18 protein-coding genes are annotated in these 12,673 nt (G+C 70.2%); 3 read left to right on the top strand and 15 right to left on the bottom strand.

Going from position 1 to position 12,673, the window contains the following annotated elements; all coding sequences use genetic code 11:
* Nucleotides 1–16: 16 nt before the first annotated feature.
* A complete protein-coding gene (locus EV684_RS02925) occupies nucleotides 17–529 on the top strand; it encodes a BRCT domain-containing protein (protein ID WP_242478391.1) in 513 nt (170 codons plus the stop codon).
* A gap of 123 nt (nucleotides 530–652) precedes the next feature.
* On the opposite strand, the gene EV684_RS02920 is transcribed toward EV684_RS02925, so the two are convergent.
* Nucleotides 653–1,072: a type II toxin-antitoxin system HicB family antitoxin gene (locus EV684_RS02920; protein ID WP_132644694.1), complete on the bottom strand. Its 420-nt coding sequence runs from the start codon at nucleotides 1,070–1,072 to the stop codon at nucleotides 653–655.
* 116 nt (nucleotides 1,073–1,188) lie between these two features.
* Between EV684_RS02920 and EV684_RS02915 the strand changes: the two genes are divergently transcribed.
* Together EV684_RS02915 and EV684_RS02910 are read left to right on the top strand one after the other, a co-directional pair.
* On the top strand, nucleotides 1,189–1,371 hold the full coding sequence (locus EV684_RS02915; RefSeq protein ID WP_165908375.1) for a type II toxin-antitoxin system HicA family toxin: 183 nt from the start codon (nucleotides 1,189–1,191) through the stop codon (nucleotides 1,369–1,371).
* Nucleotides 1,372–1,382: 11 nt separating this feature from the next.
* The gene (locus tag EV684_RS02910; RefSeq protein ID WP_132644693.1) at nucleotides 1,383–1,775 is read left to right on the top strand and encodes a type II toxin-antitoxin system HicB family antitoxin; all 393 of its coding nucleotides are present in this window, start codon (nucleotides 1,383–1,385) and stop codon (nucleotides 1,773–1,775) included.
* Between the two features lie 12 nt (nucleotides 1,776–1,787).
* On the opposite strand, the gene EV684_RS02905 is transcribed toward EV684_RS02910, so the two are convergent.
* From EV684_RS02905 to EV684_RS02840, 14 genes are read right to left on the bottom strand one after another with little or no spacing between them, the layout of a single operon-like run.
* Entirely contained in the window at nucleotides 1,788–2,831 is a 1,044-nt protein-coding gene (locus tag EV684_RS02905) for a phage late control D family protein (RefSeq protein WP_132644692.1), read from the bottom strand.
* Nucleotides 2,828–3,247, bottom strand: coding sequence for a phage tail protein (locus EV684_RS02900; RefSeq protein ID WP_132644691.1), 420 nt, complete (start codon nucleotides 3,245–3,247; stop codon nucleotides 2,828–2,830). The genes EV684_RS02905 and EV684_RS02900 overlap by 4 nt, the downstream gene beginning before the upstream one ends.
* A gap of 16 nt (nucleotides 3,248–3,263) precedes the next feature.
* Nucleotides 3,264–5,672 carry a phage tail tape measure protein gene (locus EV684_RS02895; RefSeq protein WP_132644690.1) on the bottom strand — a complete coding sequence of 803 codons (2,409 nt, stop codon included), beginning with the start codon at nucleotides 5,670–5,672 and terminating at the stop codon, nucleotides 3,264–3,266.
* The gene (locus EV684_RS02890) at nucleotides 5,672–5,791 is read right to left on the bottom strand and encodes a GpE family phage tail protein (RefSeq protein ID WP_200222280.1); all 120 of its coding nucleotides are present in this window, start codon (nucleotides 5,789–5,791) and stop codon (nucleotides 5,672–5,674) included. The genes EV684_RS02895 and EV684_RS02890 overlap by 1 nt, the downstream gene beginning before the upstream one ends.
* Nucleotides 5,791–6,126: a phage tail assembly protein gene (locus EV684_RS02885; protein ID WP_132644688.1), complete on the bottom strand. Its 336-nt coding sequence runs from the start codon at nucleotides 6,124–6,126 to the stop codon at nucleotides 5,791–5,793. The genes EV684_RS02890 and EV684_RS02885 overlap by 1 nt, the downstream gene beginning before the upstream one ends.
* Before the next feature lie 16 nt (nucleotides 6,127–6,142).
* A complete protein-coding gene (locus tag EV684_RS02880; RefSeq protein ID WP_132644687.1) occupies nucleotides 6,143–6,652 on the bottom strand; it encodes a phage major tail tube protein in 510 nt (169 codons plus the stop codon).
* Between the two features lie 30 nt (nucleotides 6,653–6,682).
* Nucleotides 6,683–7,867, bottom strand: a complete 1,185-nt coding sequence (locus tag EV684_RS02875; RefSeq protein ID WP_132644686.1) for a phage tail sheath subtilisin-like domain-containing protein — start codon at nucleotides 7,865–7,867, stop codon at nucleotides 6,683–6,685.
* 35 nt (nucleotides 7,868–7,902) lie between these two features.
* Nucleotides 7,903–8,388: a hypothetical protein gene (locus tag EV684_RS02870; RefSeq protein ID WP_132644685.1), complete on the bottom strand. Its 486-nt coding sequence runs from the start codon at nucleotides 8,386–8,388 to the stop codon at nucleotides 7,903–7,905.
* An 11-nt stretch (nucleotides 8,389–8,399) separates the two neighbouring features.
* Complete coding sequence (locus tag EV684_RS02865) at nucleotides 8,400–10,121, bottom strand: gp53-like domain-containing protein (RefSeq protein ID WP_132644684.1); 1,722 nt, start codon at nucleotides 10,119–10,121, stop codon at nucleotides 8,400–8,402.
* A gap of 5 nt (nucleotides 10,122–10,126) precedes the next feature.
* Nucleotides 10,127–10,675 carry a phage tail protein I gene (locus EV684_RS02860; RefSeq protein WP_132644683.1) on the bottom strand — a complete coding sequence of 183 codons (549 nt, stop codon included), beginning with the start codon at nucleotides 10,673–10,675 and terminating at the stop codon, nucleotides 10,127–10,129.
* Complete coding sequence (locus EV684_RS02855; protein ID WP_132644682.1) at nucleotides 10,668–11,570, bottom strand: baseplate assembly protein; 903 nt, start codon at nucleotides 11,568–11,570, stop codon at nucleotides 10,668–10,670. The genes EV684_RS02860 and EV684_RS02855 overlap by 8 nt, the downstream gene beginning before the upstream one ends.
* Nucleotides 11,567–11,929, bottom strand: a complete 363-nt coding sequence (locus tag EV684_RS02850; protein WP_132644681.1) for a GPW/gp25 family protein — start codon at nucleotides 11,927–11,929, stop codon at nucleotides 11,567–11,569. The genes EV684_RS02855 and EV684_RS02850 overlap by 4 nt, the downstream gene beginning before the upstream one ends.
* Nucleotides 11,929–12,216, bottom strand: coding sequence for a PAAR domain-containing protein (locus EV684_RS02845; protein WP_132644680.1), 288 nt, complete (start codon nucleotides 12,214–12,216; stop codon nucleotides 11,929–11,931). Before EV684_RS02845 ends, EV684_RS02850 begins: the two co-directional genes overlap by 1 nt.
* Nucleotides 12,203–12,673: a hypothetical protein gene (locus EV684_RS02840; RefSeq protein WP_132644679.1), complete on the bottom strand. Its 471-nt coding sequence runs from the start codon at nucleotides 12,671–12,673 to the stop codon at nucleotides 12,203–12,205. Before EV684_RS02840 ends, EV684_RS02845 begins: the two co-directional genes overlap by 14 nt.

Here is a 12,673-nt window from a genome sequence, read left to right as displayed (position 1 = left end):
CAGCGATGAGGGCAGGATGACGGAAGCCGATCGAGGCTCGATTGAGTTCACCTATGTCAGCGGCCACGGTCGCGCCAGCGTGCGCAGGCTGACAGCCTGGGTGGAGACCGGCCACTACATTCAGGGATTCGACCCCGAGGCGAACCAGGTGCTGTCGTTCCGGAAGGATCGCGTCGTTGAGTACCTGCGCGGGCGAGAATACTTGCGTGAGCCCGACGCTCCACCGCCTCCAGTTGTCAGGAGAGAGACGCCACCTGGCGCCAGGCCGGCGATCCTCTTCACGGGGTTCGCGGCCGTGCAACGAGCTCACCTCGAGCGTGTTGCCGCCGATGCTGGACTCAGGGTCGTCAAGAGCGTGACGCGCGACCTCATGTTCCTGGTGGCGGGGCCGAACGCCGGCCCGACGAAGGTCGAAGGCGCCCGCGAACTCGGCTCCTACATCGTCAGCGAGCCGGAGTTCTTCGAGCTGGCGCAGACAGGCGTCCTTCCGGACTCTGCTGCCGAGGCCGGAACAGCCACTGACTGCTAACCCCCTTCGGGGCGATGGCCCAGGTCATCGCTGCTGGCGACACTGCGGCCGCGTCGGGACAGTGGCAGCTCAGCTCGCCGGCCGCACGGGCGCTGCAGAGCCTGGCGCGATCGTCTCGACACCTCACCCGCCGCCGGCGTGTCGCCCGCGGCTGATGGCCTCCACGGCCACGCGCAGCAGCCAGCCTGACCGGGTCTCGCGTGCATGGTGGGCCGCTTCATCGACGCGGCGCAGCACGCGAGACGGCAGGGAGATGTTCACCCGCTCGACGCGGTCCTCCAGTACGTTCTGGTCGACGTCGGCTAGCGCCCAGATGGCGCTGGCGAATCGCTCGCCCTGGCGGTGCATGTCGATCGGACGGGGAAGGGGGATGTCCCGGCCTTCGGCGACGGCCGCGTCGATCCACCTCGCGATCGCTGCGCTCGCCGCCCGAATGGCGTCGTCGACGCCGGCGCCGACGGCGCTGCAGCCCGGCAGATCAGGCACCGTGACGCGCCAGGTGGTCCCTGGCTTCTCGGGCTCGATGGCGATCGGATACTTCATGCTGCACGTCCCCCTGCTTTCGGCTACGAGGATAGCCCGCCCCGCTCACCTCGCGTCGCGCTGCGCCCTATACCTACCGTGTTGACGCGGTGGGTATGGTGGATATAATTCTCGACATGGACAGCAAGCAGGTCATCAAGATGCTCGAAGCGAACGGCTGGTTCCTGGCCCGCGTGAAGGGCTCACACCACCAGTTCAAGCACCCGACCCGCCCGGGGCTGGTGACCGTCAAGCACCCCGACTCGGATATCCCGAAGGGCACGCTGAACAGCATCAAGAAGCAGGCCGGCTGGAAGTGAAAGGAAAGACCATGCAATACCCGGTAGTGCTCCACACCGACGACGGCGTCCGCTACGGCGTCACCGTCCCTGACCTGCCCGGCTGCTTCTCGGCCGGCGACACCTTCGATGAGGCGCTGGAGAGCGTGCGCGAGGCGATCGACTTGCATCTCGAAGGGCTGGCCGAGGACGGTAAAGACCTCCCGGTGGCTGCGCCTGTGGCCAGCCATCTCGGCAATGGCGATTACGCCGGCGGCGTGTGGGCCGTGGTCGACATCGACACGAGCCGCTTCGACGGCCGTGCGGAGAAGATCAACATCACGGTCCCCCGCCGCATCCTCCAGCGGATCGACACCTTCGCGAAGGCGAACGGGAAGACCCGCTCCGGCTTCCTCGTCGACGCGGCCGTGCGCGCGATGCGCTGAGCCGCCGGCGCGTCAGCCGACGTCCTCGACTCTAGCCCCGGCGGTCCCCTCGGGGATGCCGGTCTCCAGTTCGACGGCCGTGGTGAAGCCGCTGCCTTCACTGATCGAGTGGGTCACCTTGACCGCCAGCCACTCCGCGGCTTCGATCGGCGCCTTGAACCCTGTCACCTTCACCGGAGTTTGAGGCGCCAGCGCTGGCTGGCCGTGCGCCAGTGTCAGCTCCAGCGTCGCCGCGCCGCGCTGGATCCGCCCCCACTCGGCGCGCGCGCCGGTCAGCGCGTCGGCCTCGCTGCTGAACGTCTCGGCCAAGCGCTTGGCGTTGGCGTCCGTGCCAACGGTGACGCCGCGGCGCTTTGCGCGATTCGGGTCGTGCCAGTACGCCCTCACGCCCGTGTAGGCGTCGCGCTCGGCCGCGTGCCATCGGTGCTGATCGCCGTCGGATCGCCGAATCGTCAGCGTGGGCACCTGGACGCCGCCCGCGTTGCGTGCGCCGACGATCGGCAGGAAGAGCAGGCGGCTCGCCTTCACGGTGGCCACGGCGTCGTGGCGCCGCGCCAGGCGCGTCAGGAAGGCGATGTCGCTCTCCTGCGTCTGGTCGATGTGCGCGATCGCCCGGCTGGCCAGCACATCGCCGACCTTCGCCTCCAGCGAGTGGCGCTTCGCCACCGTGCGCACGATTGCGCCGAGCGTCGTGTCGTGCCAGGACGTTTCACGGCGCGTGCGCAGATCGCCGGCGAGCTCGGCGCTGCGCGCTCGGATGACGACCTTGTCCGGCGGGCCGCTGTGCTCGGCCTCGTCGACGATGAAGGTGCCCTTGTCGACCAGCGGCTCACCGGCCCAGCCGATGGCCAGGCTGAGCGTCACGCCGCGGCGCGGGATCTCGAGGAGGCCGTCGTGGTCGCTCAGCTCGAGGTCGAGCTGGTCGGCCTGGCCGGCTCGGCACTCGGTGAGGGTCAGGCTGCCCAGGCGCGGCTCGACGGACCGCGTGATGTCGCGGCCGCCGAGGCTGATACGGTAGTCGGGCGCACGCAGCGCCGCCTGCTGGACGCCGCTCATGACGCCGTCGCGGTGCTCTGTCCGATCGAATCGGTCAGGTCGTCATCGAAGCGCTGCAGCGTGATCCCGAACTCGATGCGCCGGGCGACGCCGGTATCGGTGAACAGCGTGCGGGTCTCGCTTATGTCCTCGATCACGTAGGCGCCATATACGCGGCCGGCGCCGTCGACGAGCGGCCAGGCCTTGCCGCTGTTGGCCATCTCGCGCAGCTGGTCGAGCGATGCCGCCTTGCCTGCGACCTCGGGCACCAGCACCCCCGAGAGGGTGATCGTGTCGTCGCCGGGCCCGACGTACTGCCGGCCGGCGCGCGCGCCGACGCGGGCGTTGCTGGCGTGGCGCCATGCGGTCCTGCGTTGCAGCTCCTGGTAGGCCAGCGTCTGCAGCGAGAAGACGAACTGGCCGAGGCCCATCATCATGGTCGGGTCTCCGGGATCAGTAGTCGGCCGGGTCGGTGAGCGTCGAGCGCCGGCGCGAACGGGCAGCCGCGTCTCGTCGGTCCAGCTCGGCGGAGACGGCCCTGGCGATCGCCTGGGGGTCCATGCCGGGCTGGGCGTGGATCGTGATCTGGTGCGGGCCGCTGGCGGCTGCGGCGGCGCCGCCACGGTAGCCCGTCGTGAGCGGCGCGGTGCGCTGCGTGCGCGCCTTGCCGGTGCCTGCGCCTGCCGAAGGCGCGCCCTCGCCGGCGGCATCGGCCAGGCCGAGGGCCGCGCGGCGAACGTCCTCACGGCCCTGGTCGATACCGATGGCAGCGCCGGCGGCGACGTCGCCGCCGGCGGCCATGAAGACCCGGCTCGGGCTCTTGATGCCCAGCTTGGCCTTGAACCAGCCCAGGGCCGCGTCAGCGACGCCGCCCACGGCCTCCCGCACCGCCGCGATCGAGTTGGTGATGCCGTTGGCCAGGCCCTGGACTATCTCGCGTCCAGCGGCCGCGAACCGCGCCGGCAGGGTCGTGAATAGCGTGCCCACCCGGTCCCAGTTGCTGTACAGCAGCCAGGCGCCGGCGGCCAGAGCTGCCACGGCCAGCATCACGGGGTTGGCCAGCATCGCGCGGCCGAGCACCAGCATCGCCGACCCGATGCCCTGGATGACACCCATCAGGATCGGCCCCTGCAGGCCGAGCATCGCCCAGCTGTAGCGCAGCAGGGCAAGCGGACCAAGCACCGACGCGACGGCCAGCAGCAGGCCGCCCACGACGAGCAGCAGCACGCCGATGACAGCGCCGGTCTTCAGGATCGCCGCGGTGAGCTGCGGGTGCGCGGTGGCCCAGGCGCTGACGCGTTCGAGCACCGCGCTGGCCGTGTCCATGACGCTGACCAGCGCCGGCCGCAGGCTTTTGCCCATCGTGCTGGAGGCCTCGAACATTCGGTTGTTGGCCATCTGCCAGCGCGCGGAGAGGGTATCCACCCGCGCCGCGAACTCGCGCGCCATCGATCCGGAAGCCTCCATGCCGTTGGCGAGCTGCTGCTGGCGCCGCAGCTCCTCGGGCTTCGTCACGAGCTTGGCCAGCGTGTCGCTGTGCTCCATGCCGACCAGCTCGACCATCACGCCGACCCGCTTGGCCTCGGGCAGCTTGCGGATCGCCTCGACGACGCTGAGCAGCGTGCCGGTGGCGTCCTTCGCCATGCCGGATTGGATCGCGCCGCTGTCGAGGCCGATCTCGGAGACGGCCTGCTGAAACTTCTTCGTGCCCTTGGTGGCAGCAGCGAGCTTCTGCGTGATGGCGTTGATCGCGGTGGCCGCGGTCTCCGGCCGTTCGCCGAGCGTGAGCAGCGTGCTGGCCAGCGCGGCAGCGTCCCTCGACGACATGGCGACGGTGCTGACGACGCCGCTGATGCGGTTGAGGACGTCGATGATCTCGCTGCCCTTGCTGATCGCGTTGTCGTCCAGGTAGTTGATCGCGTCCGCCAGACCGGAGATGCCGGTGAGCGGGATCTGGAAGTTCTTCCCGATCTTGCCCATCTGCTCGGCGATCTCACCGGGCACAGCGTCGAAGGCGATCGCCATCATTGCGGCCTGACGGGTGTACTCGGCGAGCTGCTCGGTGGGCACCTCCATTCGCGCGCCGGCCGTCACCATGTCGGCGATCTCGGTCGTCGCCAGCGGGATCTCGCGGCCGAGCTGGTGGATCTGCCGGGCCATGTCCCAGTAGAGAGCCGTCAGTTCTCCCGTAGGGCTGCGGGCGCCGTTCACCTGGCGGGCGATGCCCAGCATCGCGTCCTCGAAGCGCGAGTACTCGCGCACGGCCTGGGCGATGGGCGTCAGCGTCGCCGCGCCGGCGGCTGTGGCGCCGACGCCGGCGGCCGCGATTTGGCCGGCCCGGGTCTGGGCCTGGTCGCGCCGCGCCGCGATGGCGTCGAGCTGCCGCTGGCGCGCGGCGAGCGCCTGCAGCTTGGCCGTCTGCTGGGCGATGGCGGCGTTCGCCCGGTCGGTCTCGCTGGCCAGCCTCGCCTGGGCCTGGGCGACGTTGCCGATGCCCAGGCTGTTCATGCGCGTGCGCAGCTGCACCAGCGCCTGGCGCTGGGCCTCGTAGGCGGCCGTCTGCTTGGCGACGGCGCGCTCCTGGGCGGCGATCTGCCGCGTCGAGGCGGTGCCGGCCGTGCGCATGCTGTCCAGCTGCGCGCGGAGCACCTTGAGCCTGTTGGTGGTCTCGGCGAGTGCTGCCTGCTGCTGGCGCATGCCGTCGATCGCACGCTGCTGCGCGTTCAGCTCGGCGACGCGCTCGCGCGCGGCCTTGAGCGCCGTAGCGGCGCCCTTCGAGCTGCGCTCGATGGCGCGCAGCGGCGCCGTCGCCTTGTCGAGGGCCTGCAGGATCACCTGCAGGCGGAGATCGTTCGCCGCCATCAGTCGCTCTGCTGTTCAGCCCGCTCGCGGGCCATCTCGTGCCAGTCCATCAGCTCGTCGATGTGCATGGCCGACATCTCGGACGGTGGCCAGTGGAAGACCACCGCCAGGTCGGCCATCAGTGCATCAACGCGGTCGGGGATTCGGCGGCCGCCAGCGCCGCCTTCGGCAGCAAAAAAGCGGCCACCTCCGTGCCCAGCGCAACCAGGTCGGCCGGGTCCAGCTGGTCGACCTCGGCCCGGGTGAGCGTGGGCACGGTGATGCGCGGCAGGACCGCCTGCAGCGCGCCGACGTCGAGCTGCAGAAGCTGGGCGAGCGAGATGCCGCGCAGCTCGCCAGCGCGAGGGCGGCGCAGGCCGATGCAGGTGATCCGCTGCTCGCCGCGCATCAGCGGGCTGTCGAGCTGCACCTCGCGGATGGAGGCGGCGACCTGGGTGGTGGTGTCGTTGTTCATCGTGTGCTCCAGTGCTTCAGACGCCCAGCGCCGCCTTCACGGCGGCCATGCGGTCGACGCCGCCGACGTTCTCGATCATGTTGACCAGGTCGATCTCGATCAGGACCTCGCCGTTGAGCGTGAGGCGGTAGTAGCTGATCGCGGTCTTCACCTTGATCTCGGTGTTGTCGCCGGCCTTGGCGGTGCCGAAGTCGATCTCGGTGTGCCGGCCGCGCACGACGATCTCGACGGGCGTGACGGTCTCGGAGTCGTCGGCCTGCAGCGCGCCGGCGAAGCGCAGTTGCACGCCGTCGTGCTTGAGCGTGCCGAACTGGACGAACAGGCTGCGCAGGTAGCCGGCCGCGGTCCACTCCATCTCCAGGGCCTCGAGTCCCTGGTCGGTCTTCACCGAGCCGCCCATGCCGCCGGCTCGGTAGTCCTCGGTCTTGCGGCTGAGCTTCGGCGGCACCACCTCGGGGATCTCACCCAGGTAGCTGTTGCCGGCGTTGAAGAGGACGAAGTTTTTGAGCTTCTTCGGGAGAGCCATGACGGTTCCTTCTGGTCAGGGTGAGGGGGCTCAGGCGGCCGAGGTGGCGACGCTGCTGGCGAAGTCGCCGTAGTAGCGGTCGGTGATGCGCTGGCGGAAGGCCAGGTCCTCGATCGGCGGCACCGACGTGTAGTCGTAGTCGATCACCAGCTTCCCGGCCTTCAGGCGGTCGGCGGTGTTGATCTCCTCGTCCAGCCAGGCGGTGCCGTCGAGGATGTAGCCGCCGGTCTTCAGCTCGCGCAGCTTGGCGTTGACGCCGTCCAGGATGTCGCGCACCGAGCCCGGCAGCAGCGGCAGGTCGACGGCCGCGAAGTGCGCCTCGGCGACGGTGTCGGCCAGGACCTGGGCGGTCCGGGTCGACGACTCGAATGCGAAGTTCGTGTCCTCGCTGCAGGTCCGGCTGCCCCAGAAGCGGTAGCCGCCCTGGTTGATCAGCGTGGTGATGTCGGCAGCGTTCAGCAAGCCGGCGTCGGTCGACTCGCTCTGCAGGTCGAAGAAGACGTCTTTCGTGATGCCGTTCGGGCCGTTGACGACGACGTTGGACAGCGTCTTGTGCCAGCCGATCTCCTCGTCGATCTTGGCGCGCAAGCCGAGCGCGTAGGCGACAGCCGGCACGGCGGCCGAGGCACTGGCCACGGAATCCCAGGCGGTGAAGTCCGGGTAGATCAGCATCAGCTCGCGCTGGCCGAACTGCTCGCGGTAGGTCTGGGCCGCGGCGATCGTCGCGGCGCCGTGGCAGGACGCGTAGACCATCGCTCGCAGCTTCTGGGCGATCTCCACCAGGGCGGACGTCACCTCCTGGGTGTCGAGGCCCGGCGCGCCCAGGATGCGGGGCTTGACGCCGAGCTGAGCCTGCGCCGCCAGCAGCGCCTTGGCGCCCGTGTACTGGCCTGCGACGTTGACGCCGCCGATGACGTTGGTCGTCGTCGCCGCGGCGGTCTCGCCTTCGGCGACGCGCACCACGACGACGACCGGCCGGGCCTGGGCGGCAATGGCGTTCAGCGCGGTGGCCAGCGTGCCCTGCGTGCCGGCCTTCGAGATGCCCGCCCAGACGTTGGTCAGCAGAACCGGCTTGTCGAGCGGGAAGGTCGCGGCGTCGGCGTCGGCGGCCGTGGCCACCAGGCCGATGATGGCCGTCGAGACGGTGCGGATGGTGCGGGCGCCTTCGCTGAGCTCGGTGACGCGGACGCCGTGGTGGTAGGTGGTCAGGGACATGGAGGTCTCCAGGGAGGTGGGCGGCGGCGCCGCGGTCAGTTTTCGGTCGTGGTCGTGGTGGGGGAGTCGAGCTCCGGCAGCGCGGCCAGCTGCGCGGAGGCTGCATCGGGCGCAAGCTCGCCGGCGGCGACGCTGTTGATGACGGGCAGCGCGAACGCCCAAACGCGCGAGCGCCAGGCGCGCAGCCGCAGGCCGTCGGCTTGGTACTGGCGCACTGCGGGCTCGTCGGCGTAGCTGACGGCGCTCTTGATGTCGTCGTAGCCGGCGGCCTGGGCGGCTTCGTCCAGGCGCAGCTGCACCGCGGCCTTCAGCGCAGCGCAGGACTGTTCCAGCGTCTGGCCCGGGCGTTCGCCCAGGACGGGGCGGCCGGCGGAGTCGGCGGAGATGGGGTGGCCGGCGGAACGCCCTGCGAGGAGCGTCCGGTAGGTCTGCTCGTCGACCTCGACGGCATCGGCCGGCAAGGTGTCGTGCAGGCTGTCGTCGTAGAAGCCGCCGGTGGCAGCGGAATAGAAGAGGCTCATGGTGGGGGCGCTCAGTAGCCGATGACGATGACGAAGGCCGAGGCACTGCCCTGCGACGACCTGATGGTCCCGCTCGTCGTGTAGACGGCAGCCAGGCCGAGACCCCCGTCCGCGGAGGTGGCGAAAGAGTTGGCGAACGACGCGACGCCCCCGAAACACAGGTTCGGGAATGTCATCGGCCAGTAGACGACGGTGTTCCCGCTCGACAGCCCGGTGTAGGTGCCCCACTGGACGATCAGGCCATTCGGGAGCTTGCAGTAGCCGTTGGCGGCGATGGAGGCCACGAACTCGGCGATGTCGACGATGTTCTTTCCGTTGCGGGTCATCGCCCCGTAGAACGCATGCGCCGCGGCGGCATAGGTGAGGCTGCCGCCGTCCATGGTCGTCGATTCGCTGTTGGAGTAGCCGATGTACCCCTGTCGCGTCCCGTTCTGCCCGTCGAACGACACCAGCCCGGTTCTGCCGTCTGTGGCGGTCGATCGGATCGCGACGCCGCCTTTCCCCTCTTGCTGAGCGATGACATTCCCGGTCACCGTCCCGCCCGTTTTCGGCAGCTTCGTTTCGTCGTAGACGGTGATGTTGGCTGAGCCGTCGAAGTCGACGCCGTTGATCTTCCGTGCCGTGGTGAGCTTCGCGGCACTGGCGACAGATTTCGCGCTGTCGGCGGTGTTGTTGACAGCCCCGAGACCTACGTCCGCCTTGCTGAGCGTAACCGCGCCGGACCGACCAGCGACCGAGGTGACGGCCTGCTGTTGCGCGCCAGCCTGAACACCGTCGAGCTTCGCTTTGTCCGCCGCCGACATGAACCCTGCGGCCGACGAGGTGGCTACGCCGTGAGCAGCGCCGGTTGCCCCGACGTGAGACGCGGGAGCTGCGTCGCTGATGCCGTATGCCGCGAGCGTCGTGCCCTTGGCGGCCTTCCCGGCGAGCAGCTGATCGACAGCCGCCGCGGTGTACGCATCGGTGATCCCGTAGGCGCCCAGGGTCGTGCCCTTGTCCGCCTTGGCGGCGAGCGCCTGGTCGACCGACGCCTTCGTGTAGGCGTCGGCGATGCCGTAAGCGCCCAGCGTCGTGCCCTTGGCGGCCTTCCCGGCGAGCAGTTGATCTACCGCCGTCTTCGTGTAGGCGTCGCTGATGCCGTAGGCGTTCAGGGTCGTGCCCCAGGTCGCACGGGTGTAAATCGCCTGCATCAGCAGGTTGGCGACCGAGGCAAGCGCCAGCGGCGTGACAGCCCGGGCGGCGTCCGTGCCGGTCACGGCTTCGTCAGGGGTCGCCAGCTCGACGACGCCCTGCCGCGAGGTCGTCGCCGGCGGATTCATGAAGTCGGCGTTGCCGAACTGGACGGCGCTGGCCGGCACCGCGCTGTCGATGAAGCGCAGGTCGGTCGCCAGCAGCATCAGCGCGCCTGCGGACTTCTCGACGATCACGCCGGCTTGGCTGCAGGTGCCGAGGAGCACGCCGTTGTCGAGGTACAGCCCGAAGCCGCGCGCCGAATAGACGTCGGCGCTCTCGTCGCGGATCGTGACGTGCACCGTGTCGTCGCCCACAGCGGCCCCGCTGATCGTCGCCAGGCGCTTGATCTCGTTGGGCACTGCGGCCAGGGCGGCGGTCGGCGCGAACGCGGTCGCGGTGATGCCCACCGAGACCACCGTGCGTGCGACGGTGCCGGTGTTCGACGGGTTGACGAACGCGGCGCGGCCGGCGTCGGAGAGCTTGAAGACGAGGGCGGTCATAGCGGTTACTGGACGGCCAGGTCGAGCCTGGCGTAGGCGGCTGGTCGCGCCGCGGCGACGATCGACGCGCCGGCCTGGGCAGCGAGCCCCTGGACGAAGGTGAAGTGGCTGCGCAGCGGCTTCGTGCGGTTGACCTCGGCGATGACGTCGTCGACGAAGGCGGCGCTGGTTTCGGCGCCGCTGTCGCCCGTGAGCGTCAGCACGAGCTCGAAGGTGTGGGGCGTGCCCTTCGGCGTCGTCTGCCACCACTCGCGCAGGGCGATCTGTCCGCCGAAGCTCTCCACGACCCGGCGCACGCTGGCCACAGTGCCCTTGGTGCGGGAGATCTCGATGGCGCGGCGCACGCGCTCGCGCTTGAGCGCCTCCGGCCAGTACGAGCGCCAGCCCTCGACCCCGACGGCCCAGGCCAGCCAGGGCAGCAGGTCGATCGGGCAGCGCTCGGGCGACCAGAGATCCCGGTGCGGGATCGGGATGGCCCCGATCGCGTTGGCGACGGCCGATTCGGCGGCTCGGTCGAGCGCGCCGGCGTTGGGCGGCAGCAGCGACTTAGTCACCCGTACCCCCGTAGGTGATCGAGATCTCTTCGCACCACGACGCCTGGGTCGCCCCGACGGCGACGTCGGCCGCCGGCGAGGTCAGCACGACGCGCTGAACGCCGTCGATGTGCAGCGCCGCGTAGATGCCCGAGAGCGTCGGCTGGCGTCCGATCCGGTGCTGCGCTGCCGCGTAGGCGCGGATGCGGGTGTCGATGGTGGAGAGCACCGTCGACGAGTCCGGCCCGTAGAGCGTGTAGACGGTGGCCTCGATGCGGTAGGGCACGATCGTCGCGCTCTGCACGACGACCTCGTCGGTGATGGGCCGCACATCCTCTGCCGACAGCGCCGCAGCCACAGTGGCCAGCAGCTCGGCGCCGGCCGTGCCGTCGCCGGTGCTGGACAGCACGCTGACCAGCACCTGCCCGGGCGACGGGCTCGTTGCCGACGCGTCCAGGACCTGGCCCGAGGCCGAGCGTGCGTGGTAGACGTAGGCACCCACCGGGCCGGCCGTCGTGTAGCCCTGCGGCGAAAGTTGAATGCGCTCGCGCAGCGCGTCGTCGCTCTCCATCACGGCTTCCACCGGAGGGATCGCCTCGACGTCTGCCGGCGTGACGACCAGGCGCTCGACGCCGAAGAACGCGCCGAGCTGGTCCAAGTCGCTGCCGGTGGCGTAGGCCAGCATGACGGCCCGCGCTGCGTCGTTCATCTGGCTGCGCAGCAGCAGTACCTCGTAGGCGGTGCGCTGCAGCCAGATCGTCAGCGGCTCGGACTCCAGCTCGAGCACGTCGGCGGCGTCGGGATAGGCGGCCACCAGGTCGGCCTTCAGCCCAGCGAAGATGGTCTCGAAGTCCAGGGTCTGCACGACCGTCGGGGCCGGCAGCTTGGACATGTCGATGAGCTGAGCGTTGCTCATACGGCTCCTGCGGCGAGGATCGGCACGCGCAGCGCGAGGAGCTGCTGCTCACCCGACGCGCGGATGTAGGTGCCGGTGATGTCGACGATGACCTGTCCGGCGCGCGTGCCGGTGCTGATGGCTGCGCTCGACAGGCGGATGCGCGGCTCCCAGCGCATGAGCGCCGAGGCGATGGCCGCGTGGAGCCGCACGCGCGTGGCGCCGTTGTCGGGCTGGTCCAGCAGCTCGGGGAGCAGGCTGCCGTAGTCGCGGCGCATCAGCCGCGTGCCGAGCGGCGTGCCGAGGATGTCGGCGATGCTCTGCTGCAGATGGGCGACGTCGGAGATCGCGGCGCCGCTGGTGCGGTTCATGCCCTGCATCAGCCCCCCGCGAAGACGTTGTCGCTGCCGACGGCGACCGCCGAGCCGCAGGCGATCGGGTCGCCGATGCGCGCGAGCGGCAGGCCGTTGGCGCGGACGCTGGCGCTGCCGCTGGCGAGCTGGGAGGCGTGGTGCGAATCGCCGCAGCTGTGCACGGCCCAGCCATCGCCCTGCCGGTGCGCCGGCTTCCCGTTGATGAAGACGCTGCCGCTGCCGCCCGTGCTCGCGCGTGGCGGGAAGCAGCCATGTCCGGTGCAGGTGTCGCCTAGGCGGCTAACGGCGGGCATCGATCGCCTCCTGCAGGGTGTCTCGGCCCAGGCTGTAGTTGGCGTAGACGCGGATGACGTAGGTGGCGGCGGCCGTCAGGCCGGCCTGCGTCTTGGCGGCCACGCGGAACGCGAAGTCGCGCATCGAGCGCGTGTCGGGCCGGTAGGCGACGACATCTTCCGCGTCGGCCGGCAGGTCGACCCAGCGCGTGCACGAGGCGATCTCACCGGCCCGCAGGAAGCGGATCTCGCGGATCGGGAAGAGGTCGGCGAAATGCGGGATCGTCAGCGTCAGCGACGGGACGGCGACCACGACGGTGCACTGCGGCGGCAGCGGCTCGGGCGCGCTCCAGGTCACCTCGGTGACCGGGTCCTCCGGCAGGTCGCTCGCGGCCGTGACCGTTGCGATCTGGCTGACCTCGTGCTCCTGGGCCAGGATCAGCGGCAGGTCGGTCGCGGGGGACAGGGTGACGGCCAT

This window comes from Rubrivivax gelatinosus, assembly GCF_004340905.1.
GTDB lineage: Bacteria > Pseudomonadota > Gammaproteobacteria > Burkholderiales > Burkholderiaceae_C > Rubrivivax > Rubrivivax gelatinosus.
The sequence above is the reverse complement of the archived record's forward strand: the minus strand, read 5'-3'. Positions and strand labels throughout refer to the sequence as shown.